Genomic DNA, 20,099 nt, shown 5'->3' with positions numbered 1-20,099 from the left:
CTTGCCCGGAGCGCTTGATAACGTGTCACCCTCCGGGACTTTCCGGGGCATCAAAGAAATGATCGCGCGCGACATCTGTCGTCGTCGCGCGCAATGCCTTACGGCAGCGACTATCAATATCTTCTCGCTGGCCGAGGAACGTTCAAACAAAGGATGAGGCTATGGTTCAAGTTCGCAAACTGGTGTTAGCAATAGCGGCCGCCTCGGCGCTGTCCTCCGGTATGGCGCATGCCCTCGGGCTCGGGGAGCTGACCCTGAAGTCGACCCTGAACCAGCCGCTGGTGGCCGAGATCGAGCTGCTCGACGTCAAGGATCTCACCGCCGCCGAAGTGGTGCCGAGCCTGGCTTCACCTGAAGATTTCGCCAAGGCCGGTGTTGATCGCCAGGCCTTTCTCAATGACCTGACCTTCACTCCGGTGCTCAACGCCAGCGGCAAAAGCGTGCTGCGCGTGACCTCGAGCAAGCCGCTGTCGGAACCGATGGTGAAATTCCTCGTGCAGGTGATGTGGCCGAACGGCCGTCTGTTGCGCGATTACAGTGTGCTGCTGGATCCATCGAAGTTTTCTCCAGAGACCGCTGACGCCGCCGCGCAACCGGCGCCGTCGCAGACCATTGCCGCGCCGACCACTGGCGCCACCCACTCGACGCAATACACCACCACGCCGCGCGATACCCTGTGGGAAATCGCCGCGAAGGCGCGCACGGGCGGTTCGGTGCAGCAAACCATGCTGGCCATTCAGGCGTTGAACCCGGATGCGTTCATCGGCGGCAACATCAACCGCCTGAAAACCGGCCAAGTGCTGCGCCTGCCGGATTCGGTGCAAAGCACCGCGTTGCCGCAGTCCAAAGCGATTGCCGAGGTTGCGGCGCAGAACGAAGCCTGGCGCTCGGGTCGTCGCTACGTGGCCAAACCGGGCACCGGTCAGCAACAACTCGATGCCACCAACCGTGGTCGCGGCAATACCGGCACAGCGCAGAACGCCCAGGACAATCTGAGCCTGGTCTCTGCCGAGAACGCCAAAGGGCGCGGCAAAGGCCCGGCGGGTGATGCCAAAGCGCTGAGCAACAAACTCGCGGTCACTCAGGAAAGCCTCGACACGACCCGTCGTGACAACGAGGAACTGAAAAGCCGCATGTCCGATCTGCAGAGCCAGTTGGACAAACTGCAAAAGTTGATCGAGCTGAAGAACAATCAACTGGCGAAGCTGCAGGCCGAAGGGGCGGGCCCTGCGCCGGCCACCAATGCTGCCGCGCCAGCGGTGCCTGCGATCACGGCTGAACTGGCCGCGACGCCGCCGGCCACTCCGGCAGACGCGGCCGCGACTTCGCCGACACCGGAATCAGCGATTGCGCCACCTGCCGAAACACCGGTTGAGCCTGTGGTCGAGCCGGTTGTCGAGACCAAGCCTGCCGCCGATGATGAAAAGACCTTCAATGAACTGCTGACCAATCCGATCCTGCTGGGTCTGATCGGTGGCGGTGCGGTGGTTCTGCTGCTCCTGCTGTTGTTGCTGGCGCGTCGCCGCAAAGCTCAGCAGGAAGCCGAAAAGCACGTACGCATGGCGCGCGCACTGGCCGAAGAACAAGAGTTCTCCGCCGAGCAGGATCTGCCGGAAAGCAGCTTCGCAGGTCTGGAAACGCCGGCAGCGAGCGTCACGCTGAACACCCCGGCGCCTGCGCCTACACCCGCTCCGGTCATCGTGGCGCCAGTGGTCATGGCCGAACCGATTGCTGCGCCGCTGGTGGCGCCGGCCGCCGAGCGTTCCGATGACGTGCTGGACAAAGCGCAGTCGCACATCAATGCCGGTCGCCTCAATCAGGCCGCCGCACTGCTGGAAGAGGGCGTCAGCCTGGAGCCGCAGCGCAGTGATCTGCGTCTGAAGCTGATGGAAGTTTACGGTCAGCAGGGCGACCGCGATGCGTTCGTCGGCCAGGAGCGTCAACTGGTGGCCAATGGCGACAACTTCGCCAAGGTCGAAGAGCTGAAAAGCCGCTTCCCTGCCATGGCGCTGGTCGCCGCTGGTGGCCTGGCGGCAGCTGCCGTCGCTGCCGAGCTGGACGCGCAATACGTCAAGGATCTGCTGCTGGATGAGCCGCAAGCACCCGAGCCGGCGCCTGTCGACGACGATCTGGACAGCGCGTTTGACCTGAGCCTCGACGATCTCGACAACATCACGCCGGTAGAGCCTGCGCCCGTCGTGGAGCCTGAGGCGCCAATCGAGCTGGACGAATTCCCGTCTGATGATGACCTGAGCTTCGAATCGGTGCTGCAACAGCAGACCGAGATCAAAGAGAATCTCGACGATCTGTCGGACTTCGACCTGGATCTGGATCTCGGCGCTGAGCCCGCTCCGGCTACTTTGGCTGACGATGACTTCACGCTGGATCTGGACGATGGCGTGAAGGATCTGTCGCCGGTCGAACCGCCGGTCGTGGCTGACGTGCCGCAGGATGATCTGGAGTTGCCAGCCGATTTCGACCTGTCGCTGGCCGACGAAATGGACAGCAATCCGGCCGCCGAGCCTGACGTATTCGCAGCAGAACTGGATGACGTTAACGCTGAGCTGGATCGTCTGTCGCAAAGCATTGCCGAGCCGACCTTCACCGAAGCCGATGCGGCAATCGGTGGCGATCTGGGCGAAGACGATTTCGATTTCCTCGCCGGCACCGACGAAGCGGCGACCAAGCTCGATCTGGCTCAGGCCTACATCGACATGGGCGACAGCGATGGCGCCCGCGACATCCTCAACGAAGTGTTGACCGAGGGTGACGAGAAGCAGCGTGGCGAGGCCAAGGACATGCTGTCGAGCTTGTAGTAAGTCCAGCGGTAAATGAAAACGGCAGCCCATTGAGGCTGCCGTTTTTGTTTGGGCCGGATCCAGCGGTGTCTGATCCACCGCTTTCGCGAGTAAGCTCGCTCCCACATTTGAAATGCATTCCCCTGTGGGAGCGAGCCTGCTCGCGAAGGGGGCGGCGCTGCTGATAGAGAACTCTGGTATCCCCGGTCTACAGCCTTATAATGCCCGCCTTTGCAACAACAGCAGGCTGTCCCACCTTGGCAAACATAGATAACCCGGTCGCCGAAATGGCCCCCGAGGGCTTTTACCGCGTAGCCTTGGGCGTTGAGTACAAAGGCTCGCGCTACAGCGGCTGGCAGCGTCAGCTGACCGGTGTGAAAACGGTGCAGGAAGAGCTCGAAAAAGCCTTGTCTAAAGTCGCCAACTCGCCGGTGTCCTTGCAGTGCGCCGGGCGCACCGACGCCGGTGTGCATGCCTGCGGACAAGTGGTGCACTTTGACACCACGGTCGATCGGTCGCTGAAAGCCTGGGTCATGGGCGCCAACATCAACCTGCCCCACGACATCAGCGTCAGCTGGGCGCGGGTGATGCCGGCGCATTTCCATGCACGATTCAAAGCCATCGCCCGGCGCTATCGCTACGTGATCTACAACGATCAGATTCGCCCGGCGCATCTGAACGAAGAAATCACCTGGAACCACCGTCCACTGGACGTCGAACGCATGGCCGAGGCCGCGCAGTACCTGATTGGCACCCACGATTTCAGCGCCTTCCGCGCCGGCCAGTGCCAAGCCAAGTCGCCGATCAAGAAGATGCACCACCTGCGCGTCACCCGCCACGGCAAGATGATCGTGCTCGACATCCGCGCCAATGCCTTCCTGCATCACATGGTGCGCAACATTGCCGGGGTCTTGATGACCATTGGCGCCGGCGAGCGCCCGGTGGAGTGGATGAAGGAAGTGCTGGAAAGCCGCGAGCGCCGCTCTGGCGGGGTGACGGCGCATCCGTACGGCTTGTATCTGGTACAGGTCGAGTATCACGACGAGTTCCCATTGCCCGAGCGTTTTATCGGGCCACATTTCCTTACGGGTTTCTCCGAACTCGACGGCTGACGCGTTCGAGCGCTTTTGTTACCATCCGGGACTTTCCCGGATTTTGCCTTGGAGTTTTTCTCGACATGTCAGCCGTTCGCAGCAAGATTTGCGGGATTACCCGCATAGAAGATGCGTTGGCCGCCGTCGAAGCCGGGGCCGATGCGATCGGTTTCGTGTTCTACGCCAAGAGCCCGCGCGCGGTCACCGCGCAGCAGGCGCGCGCGATCATCAAGGCGTTGCCGCCCTTCGTCACCACCGTGGGCCTGTTCGTCAACGCCAGCCGCTGCGAGTTGGGGGAAATCCTCGATGCCGTGCCGCTGGATCTGTTGCAGTTCCATGGCGATGAAGACGCTGAAACGTGCGAAGGCTGGCACCGTCCGTATATCAAGGCGCTGCGGGTCAAGGCGGGCGATGACATCGCCGCCGCCGTTGATGCCTATCCGAGCGCCAGTGGCGTGCTGCTCGACACTTACGTCGAAGGCGTGCCCGGCGGAACCGGTGAGGCGTTCGACTGGTCATTGATTCCGCAACATTTGAGCAAGCCATTGATTCTGGCGGGTGGTTTGACCCCGGAGAACGTCGCTGACGCCGTGGCGCGGGTAAAACCCTACGCGGTAGACGTCAGCGGCGGGGTAGAGGCAAGCAAGGGCATCAAGGATCACGCAAAGATTCGGGCGTTCATCGACGCCGTACGCAAAGCGCCATATTGATGTGACGGCTGGCAGTCTGCCGCCGTCCATCAATGCACTTGCACAAAGCAGGCGCGGCTGAGGGTTTCCGGATGGCACGCAGGTCATGTTTCGCGCTGACCGTGGCTGTCCACCAACCATCGCCACACACATGAATTTAGCTGAAGGGCATACGCGGGGCTGCGAACCAGAGCGTTCGGGCCGCCGGTACTGGAGAAAGAAAGCATGAGCAACTGGTTAGTAGACAAACTGATCCCTTCGATCATGCGTTCCGAGGTCAAGAAGAGCTCGGTCCCTGAAGGTCTGTGGCACAAGTGCCCGTCTTGCGAGGCGGTGCTGTATCGTCCGGAGCTGGAAAAGACCCTGGACGTTTGCCCCAAGTGCAACCACCACATGCGCATCGGCGCACGTGCGCGCATCGACATCTTCCTCGATGCCGAAGGTCGCAACGAACTGGGCGCCGATCTGGAGCCGGTTGACCGTCTGAAATTCCGCGACGGCAAAAAGTACAAGGATCGCCTGACCGCTGCCCAGAAGCAGACCGGCGAAAAAGACGCGTTGATCTCCGTCAGCGGCACCTTGCTGGGCATGCCCGTAGTGGTTTCGGCTTTTGAATTCGCCTTCATGGGCGGTTCGATGGGCGCGATCGTCGGCGAGCGCTTCGTGCGCGCTGCCAACTACGCGCTGGAAAACCGTTGCCCGATGATCTGCTTCGCCGCTTCCGGCGGTGCGCGCATGCAGGAAGCGTTGATCTCGCTGATGCAGATGGCCAAGACTTCGGCTGTACTGGCGCGTCTGCGTGAAGAGGGCATTCCATTCATCTCCGTGCTGACCGATCCGGTGTACGGCGGTGTTTCCGCGAGTCTGGCGATGCTTGGCGACGTGATCGTCGGTGAGCCGAAAGCCCTGATCGGTTTCGCCGGTCCGCGCGTTATCGAACAAACCGTGCGCGAAAAACTGCCGGAAGGCTTCCAGCGCAGCGAATTCCTCCTGGAGCATGGTGCGATCGACATGATCATCCATCGTCAGGAACTGCGCCCACGTCTGGGTAACCTGTTGGCACAAATGACTGGCAAGCCGACGCCGAAATTCGTCGCCGCGCCAATCGAGCCGATCGTGGTTCCGCCGGTACCTGCTGGCCTATGACCGAGCGCACCCTTGGCGAATGGCTCGCCTACCTTGAGCAGTTGCATCCGTCGGCCATCGACATGGGCCTGGAGCGTTCGCAACAGGTAGCGTCCCGCATGGGGCTGGGCCAGCCAGCGCCTAGGGTGATTACGGTCACCGGCACCAACGGCAAGGGTTCGACCTGCGCGTTCGTGGCTTCATTGCTGCGGGCGCAGGGCCTGAGCGTCGGTGTCTACAATTCTCCGCACCTGCTGCGTTATAACGAGCGGGTGCAGCTCAATGGCGTCGAAGCCACTGACGCGCAGCTGTGCGAAGCCTTTGCTGCGGTCGAGGCCGGGCGCGGCGACACTTCCCTGACTTACTTCGAAATGGGCACCCTGGCGGCGTTCTGGCTGTTTCAGCAGGCTGGACTCGATGCGGTGGTACTCGAAGTCGGGCTGGGCGGTCGTCTGGACACGGTCAATGTGGTTGATGCCGATATCGCGCTGGTCACCAGCATTGGCGTCGATCACGCCGATTATCTGGGCGATACCCGCGAATCCGTCGCCTTCGAGAAGGCCGGCATCTTCCGTCAGGGCAAGCCTGCGCTGTGTGGCGATCTCAATCCTCCGCAACCGTTGCTCGACAAGGCGCGCGAACTGGCCTGTCCGTTCTTCTTGCGCGGGCGCGATTTCGACCTCGGCATCACCGATCAGTATTGGCAATGGCGTGGCACCGATGCGCAGGGCCAAGTGATTGAACTGCGTGACTTGCCGCTGCTCGATTTGCCGATGGAAAACGCCGCGCTGGCGTTGCAGGCCTATCTGTTGCTCGATTTGCCGTGGGATGCACAGCAAATCGTCGCAGCCTTGCAGGCGACGCGCGTGGTCGGGCGTCTGGATCGTCGCTCGCTCGAGTGGAACGGCAAGCGCCTGAATGTGTTGCTGGATGTGGGTCACAATCCGCACGCCGCCGAATATCTGGCCCGTCGTCTGGCGGCGCGGCCACCGGTCGGCAAACGCTTGGCGGTGTTCGGTCTGCTGGCTGACAAGGATCTGGATGGTGTCGTCGGTGAATTGAGTGCTAGTGTCGCGCATTGGGCCGTGGCGCCGCTGGATTCGCCACGCTCGCGCCCGGTGGCTGAATTAAACGCTGCATTGCAGAACGTTGGCGCTGCGGTCACGTCTTACGGCAGTGTCGCCGCTGCCCTGGAAGGGCAGTGCGCCGTGGCGACCAGTGACGACGAGATTCTGTTGTTCGGATCATTTTATTGTGTCGCCGAGGCCCTTGAATGGTTGGCCCGGCGCTCCACGGAGGAAGCGGCAAATGGCTTTGCTGGATAAAGCGTACAAGCAGCGCATGGTTGGCGCGTTGGTGCTGGTGGCGCTGGCGGTGATTTTCCTGCCGATGCTTTTTTCCCGTCAGGATGAACAGCGTCAGGTGACCGTTGAGGCGCCGGCGTCTCCGCAGGCGCCTGCCATGCCGCAGATTCAGATGGAAACGGTCGCCGTCCCTGAACCGCAAGCCTTGCCGCAGGAACCCGTGCCAACGGATGACGAAGTCGCTGAAGACACTGCGCCTGCTGCGCCCGTTGCAGCGACCCCGGCGGCCCCGATCATGATCACCAAGCCTGCTGCGCCGCCCGCGGTGGCCAAGTCGATTCCGGCCCCTGCGCAACCTATCGCTGCGGCGTCGAGCAAGCCTGACACCACGCAAAGCCGTGTCGATGCCAATGGCCTGTCGGTCAGCTGGTCGGTGCAGCTGGCGAGCCTGTCGAGCCGTGCCAGTGCCGAAAGCCTGCAGAAAACCCTGCGCAGCCAAGGCTACAACGCCTATATACGCTCGGCCGATGGCAAGAACCGGGTGTTTGTCGGTCCCCTGATCGAGCGAGCCGAAGCCGATCGTCTGCGTGATCTGTTGGGCCGTCAGCAGAACCTCAAGGGTTTTGTCGTGCGCTTCCAGCCTGAGCGCGGCTAAAAACTATCGCCTCGATTGAAATGCACTGACAATCGCAGCTTACCGAGAGGCATGCGCTCTGCTAAAATGCGCCGCCTTATCCGTCTGTAGGCTGCACTGTGCCATTTACCTGGGTTGACTGGGCGATCGTTGCAATCATCGCCATCTCCGCTTTGATCAGTTTGAGCCGCGGCTTCGTCAAGGAAGCATTATCGCTGGTGACCTGGATCATCGCAGGAGCCGTCGCCTGGATGTTCGGTGGTTCACTGTCCGAGTACCTCGCCGGATACATCGAAACCCCATCGGCTCGCGTGATCGCGGGCTGTGCCATCATGTTTGTCGCCACACTGATCGTGGGCGCAATGATCAATTATCTTATCGGCGAGTTGGTACGCGTCACCGGGTTGTCCGGGACCGATCGATTCCTCGGCATGGCCTTCGGCGCTGCGCGTGGCGTGTTGCTGGTGGTCGTGGCGGTCGGGCTGTTGAGCCTGGGGCCGGTACAGCAGGACGGGTGGTGGAAAGAATCACAACTCGTGCCGAAGTTTCTATTGGTCGCCGACTGGTCCAAAAACCTGATCCTCGGGTGGAGCAGTCAGTGGCTTGCCAGCGGAATCAGCGTACCCGCTGATATTCCGTTCAAGGAGCAACTCTTGCCGTCGGCGAAAACGCCTCAGTGAGTGTTGTTCAGTTCAGATCCATAAAGTAGGGGTTGCGTCGCATGTGTGGCATCGTCGGTATCGTCGGTAAGTCGAACGTCAATCAGGCGCTGTATGACGCGCTAACCGTGCTCCAGCACCGCGGCCAGGACGCTGCCGGTATCGTGACCAGCCATGATGGCCGGTTGTTCCTGCGCAAGGACAATGGCCTGGTGCGTGACGTGTTTCAACAGCGTCACATGCAGCGTCTGGTCGGCCACATGGGTATCGGCCACGTCCGTTACCCGACCGCGGGCAGCTCGACTTCGGCCGAGGCCCAGCCGTTTTACGTCAACTCGCCTTACGGCATCACCTTGGCGCACAACGGTAACCTGACCAACGTTGAACAGTTGGCCAAAGAGATCTACGAATCCGATCTGCGTCACGTCAACACCAGTTCCGACTCGGAAGTGCTGCTGAACGTGTTCGCTCACGAACTGGCCCAGCGCGGCAAGCTGCAGCCGACCGAAGAAGACGTGTTTGCCGCCGTGACCGACGTGCACAACCGTTGCGTCGGTGGTTACGCCGTCGTGGCGATGGTGACCGGTTACGGCATCGTCGGTTTCCGCGACCCGCATGGCATCCGTCCGATCGTGTTCGGTCAGCGTCACACCGACGAAGGCGTCGAGTACATGATCGCCTCGGAAAGCGTCTCCCTGGACGTGCTCGGCTTCACCCTGATTCGCGACCTGGCCCCGGGCGAAGCGGTCTACATCACTGAAGACGGCAAGCTGCACACCCGTCAGTGCGCGACCAACCCGTCCCTGACCCCATGCATTTTCGAACACGTCTACCTGGCGCGTCCGGACTCGATCATCGACGGCGTGTCGGTCTACAAAGCTCGTCTGCGCATGGGTGAGAAACTCGCCGAGAAGATCCTGCGCGAGCGTCCAGAGCACGACATCGACGTGGTGATCCCGATTCCAGACACCAGCCGTACAGCGGCGCTGGAACTGGCTAACCACCTGGGCGTGAAATTCCGCGAAGGTTTCGTCAAGAACCGTTACATCGGCCGCACCTTCATCATGCCGGGCCAAGCGGCACGCAAAAAGTCGGTTCGCCAGAAGCTCAACGCGATCGAACTGGAGTTCCGCGGCAAGAACGTGATGCTGGTCGACGATTCGATCGTGCGCGGCACCACTTGCAAGCAGATCATCCAGATGGCCCGCGAAGCCGGCGCAAAAAACGTCTACTTCTGCTCGGCGGCTCCGGCGGTACGCTTCCCGAACGTATACGGCATCGACATGCCGAGCGCGCACGAACTGATCGCGCACAACCGCTCGACTCAGGACGTGGCGGATCTGATCGGTGCTGACTGGCTGATCTATCAGGACTTGCCTGACTTGATCGAAGCGGTCGGTGGCGGCAAGATCAAGATCGAGAACTTCGATTGCGCGGTGTTCGACGGCAAGTACGTCACCGGCGACGTCGATGAGGCGTACTTGAACAAGATCGAGCAGGCGCGTAACGACTCCTCGAAGATCAAAACCCAAGCGGTCAGCGCGATCATCGATCTGTACAACAACTGAGTTTCTACCGGCCCTGAGGGGCCGGTTTTGTATCTGACTTTCAATTTTCGAGAACAGGGCAAGGAGTGACAGCATGAGTCAGGAATGGGATGCCGGTCGGCTGGACAGCGACCTTGAAGGTGTAGCGTTCGATACCCTGGCCGTACGTGCCGGTCAGCACCGCACGCCGGAAGGCGAACACGGTGATCCGATGTTCTTCACCTCCAGCTACGTGTTCCGTACTGCCGCCGACGCGGCTGCGCGGTTTGCCGGTGAAGTGCCGGGCAACGTGTACTCGCGTTACACCAACCCGACCGTGCGCGCGTTCGAAGAGCGCATTGCCGCGCTGGAAGGCGCCGAGCAAGCCGTTGCGACCGCAACCGGCATGGCGGCGATTCTGGCGGTGGTGATGAGCCTGTGCAGTGCCGGCGATCACGTGCTGGTCTCGCGCAGCGTATTCGGCTCAACCATCAGTCTGTTCGAGAAGTACTTCAAACGTTTCGGTGTGGAAGTCGATTATGTGCCGCTGGCTGACCTGTCTGGTTGGGATGCCGCGATCAAGTCGAACACCAAACTGCTCTTCGTCGAATCGCCGTCGAATCCTTTGGCTGAGCTGGTCGACATCGCCGCACTGGCAGAAATCGCTCACGCCAAAGGCGCGATGCTCGTAGTCGACAACTGCTTCTGCACCCCTGCCTTGCAGCAGCCGCTGAAAATGGGCGCAGACATTGTTGTGCACTCGGCAACCAAATTCATCGACGGCCAGGGTCGTTGCATGGGCGGCGTGGTCGCCGGTCGCAGCGAGCAGATGAAAGAAATCGTCGGCTTCCTGCGCACTGCCGGGCCGACCCTGAGCCCGTTCAACGCGTGGATCTTCCTCAAGGGGCTGGAAACCCTGAACCTGCGGATGAAGGCGCACTGCGCGAACGCCCAAGAGTTGGCTGAATGGCTGGAGCAGCAGGACGGCATCGAGAAGGTTCATTACGCCGGTCTCAAGAGCCATCCGCAGCATGAATTGGCTCAGCGTCAGCAAAAAGGCTTCGGTGCGGTAGTGAGTTTCGAGGTCAAGGGCGGCAAAGAGGGCGCGTGGCGCTTTATCGATGCGACGCGATTGATTTCCATCACCGCCAACCTTGGCGACAGCAAAACCACGATCACCCACCCGAGCACCACCTCTCACGGCCGTCTGGCGCCGCAAGAGCGTGAGGCAGCGGGCATTCGTGACAGCCTGATCCGTATCGCGGTCGGTCTGGAAGATGTCGCTGACCTGCAAGCCGACCTGGCACGCGGTCTGGCGGCATTGTGATCGAGTTGTCCACCCCGACAGCCGGTACCCATGGCCGCGTTGCGCTGGTCACGGGTGCTGCGCGTGGCATCGGTCTGGGGATTGCGGCATGGCTGATCAGCGAAGGCTGGCAGGTGGTGCTGACCGATCTGGATCGCGCGCGTGGATCGAAAGTGGCGAAGGTGCTGGGCGAGAATGCCTGGTTCATCGCCATGGACGTTGCTGATGAAGCTCAGGTCGCGCTCGGTGTGGCTGAGGTGCTGGGGCAGTTTGGCCGTCTCGATGCGCTGGTGTGCAACGCGGCGGTGGCTGATCCGCACAACATCACGCTGGAAAGCCTCGATCTGGCTTACTGGAATCGCGTATTGGCGGTGAACCTCAGTGGGCCGATGTTGCTGGCCAAGCACTGTGCGCCGTATCTGCGCGCCCACAACGGTTCGATCGTCAACCTGGCCTCGACCCGCGCGCGGCAGTCGGAGGCGGACTCCGAGGCATATGCGGCGAGCAAGGGCGGTTTGTTAGCGCTAACCCATGCGCTGGCAATCAGCCTGGGGCCGGAGATTCGCGTTAACGCCGTCAGTCCCGGCTGGATCGATGCGCGGGATCCTTCCGCGCGTCGAGCGGAGCCGTTGGCTGATGCCGATCATGCTCAGCATCCGGCGGGTAGGGTAGGGACGGTTGAGGACGTGGCGGCGATGGTCGCTTGGTTGCTGTCGCGGAATGCCGGGTTTGTCACCGGACAGGAATTCGTCGTCGATGGCGGCATGACGAAAAAGATGATCTACAGCGAGTAGATCACCTTTTCGTCTGAATTCGCGTTGAATGAACTGACGCCTTCGCCAGCAGGCTCGCTCCCACATTTGGAATGCAATCCCCCTGTGGGAGCGAGCTTGCTCGCGAAGGCGTTCTTGCAGGATAGAAACAATTTCGTCTTTTTCAGAAAAACTTCAATCCTGCTATTGACTTAGGTTCCCTACCTGCGTAAATTTCGCGGCCTCGGAGATGCAAACGGGTGATTAGCTCAGCTGGGAGAGCGTCTGCCTTACAAGCAGAATGTCGGCGGTTCGATCCCGTCATCACCCACCACTCCCCGAGAAACTTGCGTAAGCAAGAACGTAGGCTGAAAGTGCCTGCACCGACGCGCAGCGGTAGTTCAGTCGGTTAGAATACCGGCCTGTCACGCCGGGGGTCGCGGGTTCGAGTCCCGTCCGCTGCGCCATATTTTACGAGTCAGACATTGTCTGGTTCGCGATTGCCAAGCACCGAAGCTAGCAATCAACACGAGTTACTTGAGCGCAAGCTCAAAGCGATACGCAGCGGTAGTTCAGTCGGTTAGAATACCGGCCTGTCACGCCGGGGGTCGCGGGTTCGAGTCCCGTCCGCTGCGCCATATCTGTTTCAAGGACCACTGAACGCCTTGAAGCACCGAAAGTAGCCTTTGGCTGGTTCGGAATCGATAGCAAAGACCCTGGTCGAAAGACCGGGGTTTTTTGTGTCTGAAATTTGCCTTTTCCCCTCTGCTCCCTCTGCCTGATTCTGAATCCGACACAAATCCCCATGTGGGAGCGAGCCTGCTCGCGAATGCGGTGTATCAGCCAAAATTGCGCTGACTGACACTACGCCTTCGCGAGCAGGCTCGTTCCCACATGGGGCGTCGGTAGGTTCAATGAGCTCCTGCGGTACCACGTCGCATTGATTTTTTGATTCTTTAGTCAAATTTTTGTAACTGGTTGTTTGCTGCGAGCGCAGAAACCTTTAAAGTTAACCTTTCGGTCAGCTTTGCACTGTCAACACGCCCTTTGTTTAGCCAAGAAGGGCTTCTGCAAGACTCGAGATTCCCAGTAGATAACCAGAAGGGCGGACACATAACCGCCCAGAGGATGATCCATGTCCAACCGTGATATATCCCGGCGCTCGTTCCTTCAGGGCGGGCTGGTGGCGGGTGTGAGCGTCACGCTCACGCCGCTCAGCACCCAGGCGCTGGCTGCCTTGATGGAAAATAGCGTGACCGTGCCGTCCGAGAAATGGCTCGGCAACAACGGCAAGGCGCGTCAGCGTAACGATGCACTGTCCAAGGTCTGCGGCAGCAAAGTCTTTGCTCGCGACATTCGCTCCAAGGACATGCCGGGCTGGCCCGAGCAACAAGGCCACGCCATGCTGCTGAAAACCATCAAGGCTGATCGCATCTACGACGGTTACGACCTGTCGTGGCTCGGCGCCGATTTGCAGCCGGACCGCATCGTCACCGCCGCTGATCTGGACAAGGACGGCATCGTCTTCCCGGAAGAGCATGCCCCGGATCCATTGCTGCCGGAAGGCAAAGTGCCGATGTTCATCGGTCACCCGGTGGCCATCCTGATCTGGAACGATTTCGAGCGTTTTCGTCAGGCCAAGAACAAACTCAAATTCAATGACAAAGCGATTCGTTACGGCGCCAAAGTGCCGTTCTACGAAGGCGACCCCTACGGTAGCTTCCGCTATGTGCGCGTCGGTGGCCCGACCTCGGCAGACGAAGACGAATTCGCCAGTCTCAAGGATTCGATCCTCTTTCCGATGCTGAAAAACCGTCGGCCAGTGTGGAATTCCCAGCCGAACCTGCACGGCAACCTGACCGAGCGCGGCCTGTTTTACGCCGACCGCATGAAGAAAGAGATCGATACCCCGCCAGACAACTGGCTGGTGTTCGATGAGCGCTACAAGACGCCATCGATCGAACCTGCGGCAATGGAGCCGGACAACGGCAACGGCTGGTACGACCCGAAGACCAAGACCCTGCATTTCGTGGTGGCCACCCAGTGCCCATTGGAAGCGGCGACCGAGACCGCGAAAATGATTTCGCCATCGCGCTTCGGCCTCGACAACCTCAACATGCACCCGGGTTACACCGTCGGTTACGGTTCCAAAGACCACAACATCTTCGTCTACTACGCCGCCCTCGCTGCGTTGTACGGCGCCGGTGTGCCGGTGCGTCTGGCCAACGATCGATACGAGCAGTTCCAGAGCGGTATCAAGCGTCACCCGTTCGACATCCGCTACCAGTTGGCCGTGGACAAGAACGACTACAGCTTCAAGATTTTCCGCGCTGAAATGAGCGTCGACGGTGGTGGCCGGATCAACTACAGCCCGTCGGTGGCTGCGGTTGGCGCCACTGCTGCGCAGTCGATCTACTACATGCCGCAAAACGATCTGCAAGTGACCGCCTACCACTCGCGTGCTGTCGAGGCCGGTTCGATGCGCGGTTACGGCACCCTGCAGAGCATGGCATCGACCGAAATGATGGTCGACGAAATTGCGGATCGTCTGGGCGTCGACGCCATCGATCTGCGTCGCAAGAACGCGCTCCGTTCGGGTATGAAAAACACCCAGGGCGCGATTCCGGCCGGTGCGCTGCGCCTGCACGAGATTCTCGACAAGGCCTCGGTGCACGAAGTCTGGAAAAATCGCGACGCGATCAAGAAACAACGCGAAGCCGCAGACCCGGACAACTGGTACGGCGTCGGGTTTGCCATTTGCCAGAAAGACTTCGGCACCGGTTCCGAAGCGCCGATGGCCAGTATCGAATTCACTGCCGACGGTCGCATCACCCTGCGCCACATCGGTATCGAAATTGGCACTGGCATGTCCACCTCGCAAGCTTTGGTCGTCGCTGATTTCCTCGGCAGCCCGGCGCACGAAGTGAAGACTGGCGAAACCGAATGGAAGGAAATGCAGCTGATCACCAGCGGCAACCCTTACATCATGAGCCAGGCCGAGCAAGACAATCTGCTGCGCAACCCGCGCTGGGTGGGGAAGTTGGCTTCTGCTTCGTCGGCAACCAACTCGGCGTACTACTTCAGCCATGCCACCCGTGAAGCCGCGCGCGTGCTGTTCAACAACGGTTTGTGGCCTGCGGCCATGGAGATCTGGCGTCAGGGTCCTTACGGCGGTCAGGCCAACCCTTACGTCGTGCGCCGCGAAGATGCGCACTGGGTTGACGGCAAGCTCACCGCTAACGGCATGCAGCCGCTGAGTTTTGAAGAGCTTGCCAAGCACGCTCACGAGCGTGGCCTGGTGACCGGCGCCACCGTTCACGCCTTCAACCGCTGGAGCTGGGCCGAGGCCGAGTACAGCATCGACGGCGTGCGTGAACGCCTGCCGCTCGACGGTCTGGCCGTGAAGTACGGCGACGGTGCGCCAAACGCGAAAAAAGCCCTGATGAACACGGCCGGTTTCCACTTGTTGGATCGCCAGAACATCAACTACCCGGTTGTGCAACTGAACAACGCAGCGGTGACTTACTACAGCCCGGTGGCGACGCTGGTCGAGTTGAAGGTCAACAAAGGCTCGGCAGAAGTCGAAGTGCTCAACCACCATTCGTGGGTCGAGTGCGGTCGTGTGCTGGTCGAAGAGCTGGTCAAGGGCCAGATGGAAGGCGGTATTGCCATGGGCATCGGTCATGCGTTGATGGAAGAAATGCCGCTGTATGAAGGCGGGCCGGGGGAGGGTGACTGGAACTTCAACCGTTACCGTCTGCCGATGGCGCGTCACGTTGCCGTGTGGAAACAGACCTCGGAAATTCTCCCGGCCCTGTCGCCGAGCGATCCGTCCAAAGGCATCGCCGAAGTGGTGATGATCCCGATTGTCGGCGCCATCGGTAACGCCGTGGCGCACGCCATCGGTAAACGTGTTCGCGATCTGCCAATCACTGCTGCGCGCATCAAGGAGGCCCTCAATGGCTAACCGTCCGCTTCAACTGACCCTCAATGGTCAATCCGTCGGTCCGGTGGACATCCCTGATGACCTGCCGATGATCGACTACCTGCACGAATACAAAAACCTCACCGGTTCGCGTCTCGGCTGCGGCCAAGGCATTTGCCACGCCTGCGTGGTGATCGTCGACAACCCGGACGGCACCAGCGAAGAAGTGCGCACCTGCATCACCGGCGCGCATTACTTCGAAGGCAAGAAAGTCCGCACCATCGAATCTCACGCCAAGCGCGACGAGAGCGGCCAGGTCACCGAGCTGAACCCGATCCAGCAACGCTTCGTCGACGAATTCGCCTTCCAGTGCAGCTACTGCGCCCCGGGCTTCGTAAACGCCGCGACCGTGTTGGTCGAGAAGCTGCAGCGCCAGCCGATTGTCAAAAGTCAGCTGGAAAAAGTCATCGAGGACAGCCTCGGCCATCACGTCTGCCGTTGCACCGGGTATGTGCGTTATTACAACGCTACCCGCAACGTGCTGACCGATCTCGGCTTGGTCAAGGAGGGTTAAGCATGAAGCTTTTTCTGACCCGCCTGACCCTGGCGGTCGGCCTCGCTGCGCCAGTGTTGTTTGCCCACGCCGACGATCAGGTCAAGCGCGGCGAGTATCTCGCCCGCGCCGCCGACTGCATGGCTTGCCACACCGCACCGGGCGGCGCGCCGTTTGCCGGTGGTCTGCCGATCGTCTCGCCATTCGGCACCATCTACGGCACCAACATCACGCCGAGCAAAGAGCACGGTATCGGTTTGTACAACGATGACGAGTTCTTCGCGGCGCTGACCGAAGGCAAGCGTCGCGACGGCGCGAACCTGTATCCGGCGATGCCGTACACCTCGTATCACCTGATGCCCCGCGCCGACTCCGATGCGATCCATGCGTACCTGAAAACCATCGAGCCGATCGAGCGCGCAGCACCGGTCACCGGTCTGAGCTTTCCGTTCAACGTGCGTCTGGGCCTGATGGGCTGGAACATGATGTACGGCAAAGCCCTGAAACTGGAGACAGCCGAAGGCAAAAGTGAAACCTGGAAGCGCGGCCAGTACATGGTCGAAGTCCTCGGTCACTGCGGCGAATGCCACACACCACGCGGGCTGCCGGGCGCGATGGAACTGGACAAACGCCTGACTGGCGGCATCCTCAACGGTTACCTGGCGCCGAGCCTACTGGCGACTGATCTGGCCGCGCGTGGCTGGAATCAGGAAGACCTGAGCACATTTCTTAAACACGGCATGAGTGCGCAGGGGACGATGTTCAACGAGATGTTCCCTGTTTTCCATAACAGCACTCAAGGTCTGAGCGATCAGGACTTGGCGGCGATGTCGACCTTCCTGCTCGGTGATAAACCGCCGGCAGCCAAAACGCTCGTCGAAGTGCCCGTAGAGAAACTCAGTACCAGTGCCCAGCGCGGTCAGCAGGAATACCTGAACGTCTGCGCCGGTTGCCATGCGGTCGGTGGAGAAGGCAAGCCGCACATCGCGGTGGCCATGCGCGGCAACACCACGTTGCGTCTGGAAGATCCGCGCAACCTGTTGCGCGTGATCGAGGACGGTATCGGCGAACAGAAATTCTCTGGCTTCGAGCACATGCAACCGATGCCGGGGTTCGCCGACAAGCTCAGTCCTGAACAGCTGACCGATCTGCTCAACTACCTGCGTCAAGGTTGGGGCGGTCAGTCTGCCGAGCTGGCAGTGAGCGAAGTGCAGAGGCTGCAAGCTGACGCGCCATCCATCGAGCACAAGGCGCATTGACATGCAGCATCTCGATCTGCAAGTGGTGCGCCGCGCGCTGGAGTGGTCGGTGGCGGGGCAGCGCATCTGGCTCTGCACCGTGCTGACCACTTACGGCTCGGCACCGCGTGCGCCGGGTTCGCTGCTAGCGGTGAACGATGGCGGACAGTGGATCGGGTCGCTGTCGGGTGGCTGCGTCGAGGAAGACTTTCTCGAGCGCGTCGCCGAAGGTGCATTTCTCGATGCGGTCAACGTCGTGCGTTACGGCGAGGGTGACGATCCGCGTTCGCGGGTCAGCCTGCCCTGTGGCGGCATTCTCGATGTGCTGGTAGAGAAATTTGACGCTGACTGCGATGTGCAAGCGCACCTGCGGGAATTGGAATCGGCACTGCTCGGTCAGCGTCGTTTGATTCGCGAGGTCGATCTGGCCAGCGGTGCGCGCAGTCTGTTTGCGGATCGCGAGCAGGGTGTGCGGATCGAGCGCGAGATTGATCGAGTGCGCATTCGCATTGGTGCGGCGCAGCGCTTGTTGCTCGCCGGTTATTCCAGCGTGGCGCAGGCGTGTGCCGAGTTCGCCGTGGGCCTAGGGTTTGAAGTGATTCTCTGTGATCCACGCGATGAAGTGCTCGAAGGCGTGGTGCTCAATGGCGTGGAGATTCGCCGGCAATTGCCTTCGGTGTTTATCGCCGATGGCGGCTGCCACCGCGATACGGCTGTTGTTGCGTTGACCCATGATCCGCGCATCGATGATCTGGCGATGATGGAAGCGGTGCGCACTGAAGCGTTCTACATTGGCGTGATGGGGTCGCTACAAACATCGCAGAAACGTTTTGAGCGACTGCGCCGGATTGGCGGTTTGGGCGAGGCTGAGTTGGCGCGGATTCATGCGCCGATCGGGCTTAACCTCGGCAGCAAGACGCCGGCGGAAATTGCCTTGGCGGTGCTGGCGGACATCCTGCGGATTCGTAGCGGGATTGCTCGGGATCAGCTTTAAATGTTGAGCAATGAAAAGGGCCGCTATCAGCGGCCCTTTTTTTACATTCCGAATTTGTCGCGCAAGCCGTAATACCACGCGCCCAGCGCGGCGAACGGAGTACGCAGCAACTGGCCACCGGGGAACGGGTAGTGTGGCAGGTCGGCAAACGCATCAAAGCGCTCGGCCTGACCGCGTAACGCCTCAGCCAGCACCTTGCCCGCCAGATGGGTGTACGTCACGCCATGGCCGCTGCAGCCCTGCGAGTAATAGATGTTGTCGCCCAGTCGGCCAACCTGGGGCAAGCGCGACAGAGTAAGCAGGAAGTTTCCGGTCCAGGCGTAATCAATCTTCACATCCTTGAGTTGCGGAAATGCCTTGAGCATTTTCGGACGGATGATCGCCTCGATGTTCGCTGGATCTCTCGCGCCATAAACCACGCCGCCGCCGAAGATCAGGCGTTTGTCACCCGTAAGGCGGTAGTAGTCGAGCAGATAGTTGCAGTCTTCGACACAGTAATCCTGAGGCAGTAACGCTTGCGCCAATTCTTCGCCCAGTGGCTCGGTGGTGATCACTTGCGTGCCGCACGGCATCGATTTGGCCGCCAGCTCCGGCACCAGATTGCCGAGATAGGCGTTGCCGGCGACGATGATGAACTTGGCTCTGACTTTGCCTTGCGGAGTGTGCACGACGGGATTGGCGCCGCGGTCGATACGCACGGCGGGCGATTGCTCATAGATCGAGCCGCCGAGCGACTCAACCGCAGCCGCTTCACCCAGCGCCAGGTTCAAGGGGTGAATGTGTCCGCCACTCATGTCGAGCATGCCGCCGATATATTGATCGCACGCCACGACATCGCGCATACGGCGCTGATCGAGGAGCTCCAGTTGCGTGTGGCCAAAACGCTCCCAGAGGCGCTTCTGCGATTCCAGATGGCCCATCTGCTTGGTGGTCAAAGCGGCAAATACGCCGCCATCCTTCAGGTCGCACTGGATATTGTATTTGGCCACGCGCTCACGAATGATGCGGGCGCCCTCGAACGCCATATGGCCAAGCAACTGTGCTTGCTTGGGACCGACCGAACGTTCGATCACGTCAATGTCACGGCTATAGCTGTTAACGATCTGCCCGCCATTGCGGCCCGAAGCACCGAAGCCCACCTTGGCTGCTTCCAACACGGTCACACGAAAGCCGTTCTCCAACAGAAACAGGGCCGAGGACAGCCCGGTATACCCGGCACCGATCACACAGACGTCCGTCTCCACATCATCCTGCAAGGCAGGGCGGGGCGGTACGGCGTTAGCCGACGCAGCGTAATAGGACTCTGGGTAAGGGGTGTTTGCCATCCTGCAGCCTCTGTTTAATATATTTTACGAGTGCGCCGATCCTACCCGAGTTGAAAAACCTCCGCCAGCCACCGAAAAATCCCCGTCGCCGAAGCGAAATTAAATATTTTGCATATTCATAGGGTTAGGTGAAAAAAAGGTGTTGACACCCCTCCGGAATTCCGTAGAATGCCGCCT

General features: G+C 60.5%; 15 protein-coding genes and 3 tRNA genes. 17 read left to right on the top strand and 1 reads right to left on the bottom strand.

All coding sequences use genetic code 11. The features are described 5' to 3' along the window. Nucleotides 1-161 precede the first annotated feature (161 nt). The 17 genes from ACQ4OE_RS19005 to ACQ4OE_RS18925 all read left to right on the top strand — a co-directional run bounded on the left by ACQ4OE_RS19005 (nucleotide 162) and on the right by ACQ4OE_RS18925 (nucleotide 18,597). Complete coding sequence (locus tag ACQ4OE_RS19005) at nucleotides 162-2,816, top strand: FimV/HubP family polar landmark protein (protein ID WP_430947540.1); 2,655 nt, start codon at nucleotides 162-164, stop codon at nucleotides 2,814-2,816. Between the two features lie 269 nt (nucleotides 2,817-3,085). Then, nucleotides 3,086-3,910, top strand: coding sequence for a tRNA pseudouridine(38-40) synthase TruA (gene truA, locus ACQ4OE_RS19000; RefSeq protein WP_045123178.1), 825 nt, complete (start codon nucleotides 3,086-3,088; stop codon nucleotides 3,908-3,910). A gap of 65 nt (nucleotides 3,911-3,975) precedes the next feature. After that, nucleotides 3,976-4,602 carry a phosphoribosylanthranilate isomerase gene (locus tag ACQ4OE_RS18995; protein WP_430947539.1) on the top strand — a complete coding sequence of 209 codons (627 nt, stop codon included), beginning with the start codon at nucleotides 3,976-3,978 and terminating at the stop codon, nucleotides 4,600-4,602. Nucleotides 4,603-4,806: 204 nt separating this feature from the next. After that, nucleotides 4,807-5,727 (top strand): acetyl-CoA carboxylase, carboxyltransferase subunit beta, encoded by a 921-nt coding sequence (accD, locus tag ACQ4OE_RS18990; RefSeq protein ID WP_007913458.1) that lies wholly within the window; start codon nucleotides 4,807-4,809, stop codon nucleotides 5,725-5,727. Continuing rightward, a complete protein-coding gene (folC, locus tag ACQ4OE_RS18985; RefSeq protein ID WP_430947538.1) occupies nucleotides 5,724-7,031 on the top strand; it encodes a bifunctional tetrahydrofolate synthase/dihydrofolate synthase in 1,308 nt (435 codons plus the stop codon). The genes accD and folC overlap by 4 nt, the downstream gene beginning before the upstream one ends. Further along, nucleotides 7,015-7,665: an SPOR domain-containing protein gene (locus ACQ4OE_RS18980; protein WP_430947537.1), complete on the top strand. Its 651-nt coding sequence runs from the start codon at nucleotides 7,015-7,017 to the stop codon at nucleotides 7,663-7,665. Before folC ends, ACQ4OE_RS18980 begins: the two co-directional genes overlap by 17 nt. Nucleotides 7,666-7,763: 98 nt before the next feature. Continuing rightward, nucleotides 7,764-8,324, top strand: coding sequence for a CvpA family protein (locus ACQ4OE_RS18975; RefSeq protein WP_039771589.1), 561 nt, complete (start codon nucleotides 7,764-7,766; stop codon nucleotides 8,322-8,324). 41 nt (nucleotides 8,325-8,365) lie between these two features. Beyond that, nucleotides 8,366-9,871: an amidophosphoribosyltransferase gene (gene purF / locus ACQ4OE_RS18970; protein ID WP_007913462.1), complete on the top strand. Its 1,506-nt coding sequence runs from the start codon at nucleotides 8,366-8,368 to the stop codon at nucleotides 9,869-9,871. A gap of 73 nt (nucleotides 9,872-9,944) precedes the next feature. Continuing rightward, nucleotides 9,945-11,156 carry an O-succinylhomoserine sulfhydrylase gene (locus ACQ4OE_RS18965; RefSeq protein WP_122592464.1) on the top strand — a complete coding sequence of 404 codons (1,212 nt, stop codon included), beginning with the start codon at nucleotides 9,945-9,947 and terminating at the stop codon, nucleotides 11,154-11,156. Continuing rightward, a complete protein-coding gene (locus ACQ4OE_RS18960; RefSeq protein ID WP_430947536.1) occupies nucleotides 11,153-11,929 on the top strand; it encodes an SDR family oxidoreductase in 777 nt (258 codons plus the stop codon). Before ACQ4OE_RS18965 ends, ACQ4OE_RS18960 begins: the two co-directional genes overlap by 4 nt. Nucleotides 11,930-12,145: 216 nt before the next feature. Then, a tRNA-Val gene (locus ACQ4OE_RS18955) sits at nucleotides 12,146-12,221 on the top strand. A gap of 56 nt (nucleotides 12,222-12,277) precedes the next feature. Further along, nucleotides 12,278-12,354 (top strand) — tRNA-Asp (locus tag ACQ4OE_RS18950). A 94-nt stretch (nucleotides 12,355-12,448) separates the two neighbouring features. Continuing rightward, nucleotides 12,449-12,525, top strand: a tRNA-Asp gene (locus ACQ4OE_RS18945). A 497-nt stretch (nucleotides 12,526-13,022) separates the two neighbouring features. Beyond that, complete coding sequence (locus ACQ4OE_RS18940; RefSeq protein WP_122592462.1) at nucleotides 13,023-15,854, top strand: xanthine dehydrogenase family protein molybdopterin-binding subunit; 2,832 nt, start codon at nucleotides 13,023-13,025, stop codon at nucleotides 15,852-15,854. Next, a complete protein-coding gene (locus ACQ4OE_RS18935) occupies nucleotides 15,847-16,386 on the top strand; it encodes a (2Fe-2S)-binding protein (protein ID WP_086793210.1) in 540 nt (179 codons plus the stop codon). The genes ACQ4OE_RS18940 and ACQ4OE_RS18935 overlap by 8 nt, the downstream gene beginning before the upstream one ends. 2 nt (nucleotides 16,387-16,388) lie before the next feature. Continuing rightward, on the top strand, nucleotides 16,389-17,624 hold the full coding sequence (locus ACQ4OE_RS18930; RefSeq protein WP_430947535.1) for a c-type cytochrome: 1,236 nt from the start codon (nucleotides 16,389-16,391) through the stop codon (nucleotides 17,622-17,624). Between the two features lies 1 nt (nucleotide 17,625). Next, nucleotides 17,626-18,597 carry an XdhC family protein gene (locus ACQ4OE_RS18925; protein ID WP_430947534.1) on the top strand — a complete coding sequence of 324 codons (972 nt, stop codon included), beginning with the start codon at nucleotides 17,626-17,628 and terminating at the stop codon, nucleotides 18,595-18,597. Nucleotides 18,598-18,638: 41 nt separating this feature from the next. Here ACQ4OE_RS18925 and ACQ4OE_RS18920 read toward each other — a convergent pair whose 3' ends face one another. Beyond that, entirely contained in the window at nucleotides 18,639-19,922 is a 1,284-nt protein-coding gene (locus ACQ4OE_RS18920; RefSeq protein ID WP_430947533.1) for an NAD(P)/FAD-dependent oxidoreductase, read from the bottom strand. Nucleotides 19,923-20,099: the final 177 nt, after the last annotated feature.

This window comes from Pseudomonas sp. WC2, from assembly GCF_050586545.1.
GTDB lineage: Bacteria > Pseudomonadota > Gammaproteobacteria > Pseudomonadales > Pseudomonadaceae > Aquipseudomonas.
The sequence above is the reverse complement of the archived record's forward strand: the minus strand, read 5'-3'. Positions and strand labels throughout refer to the sequence as shown.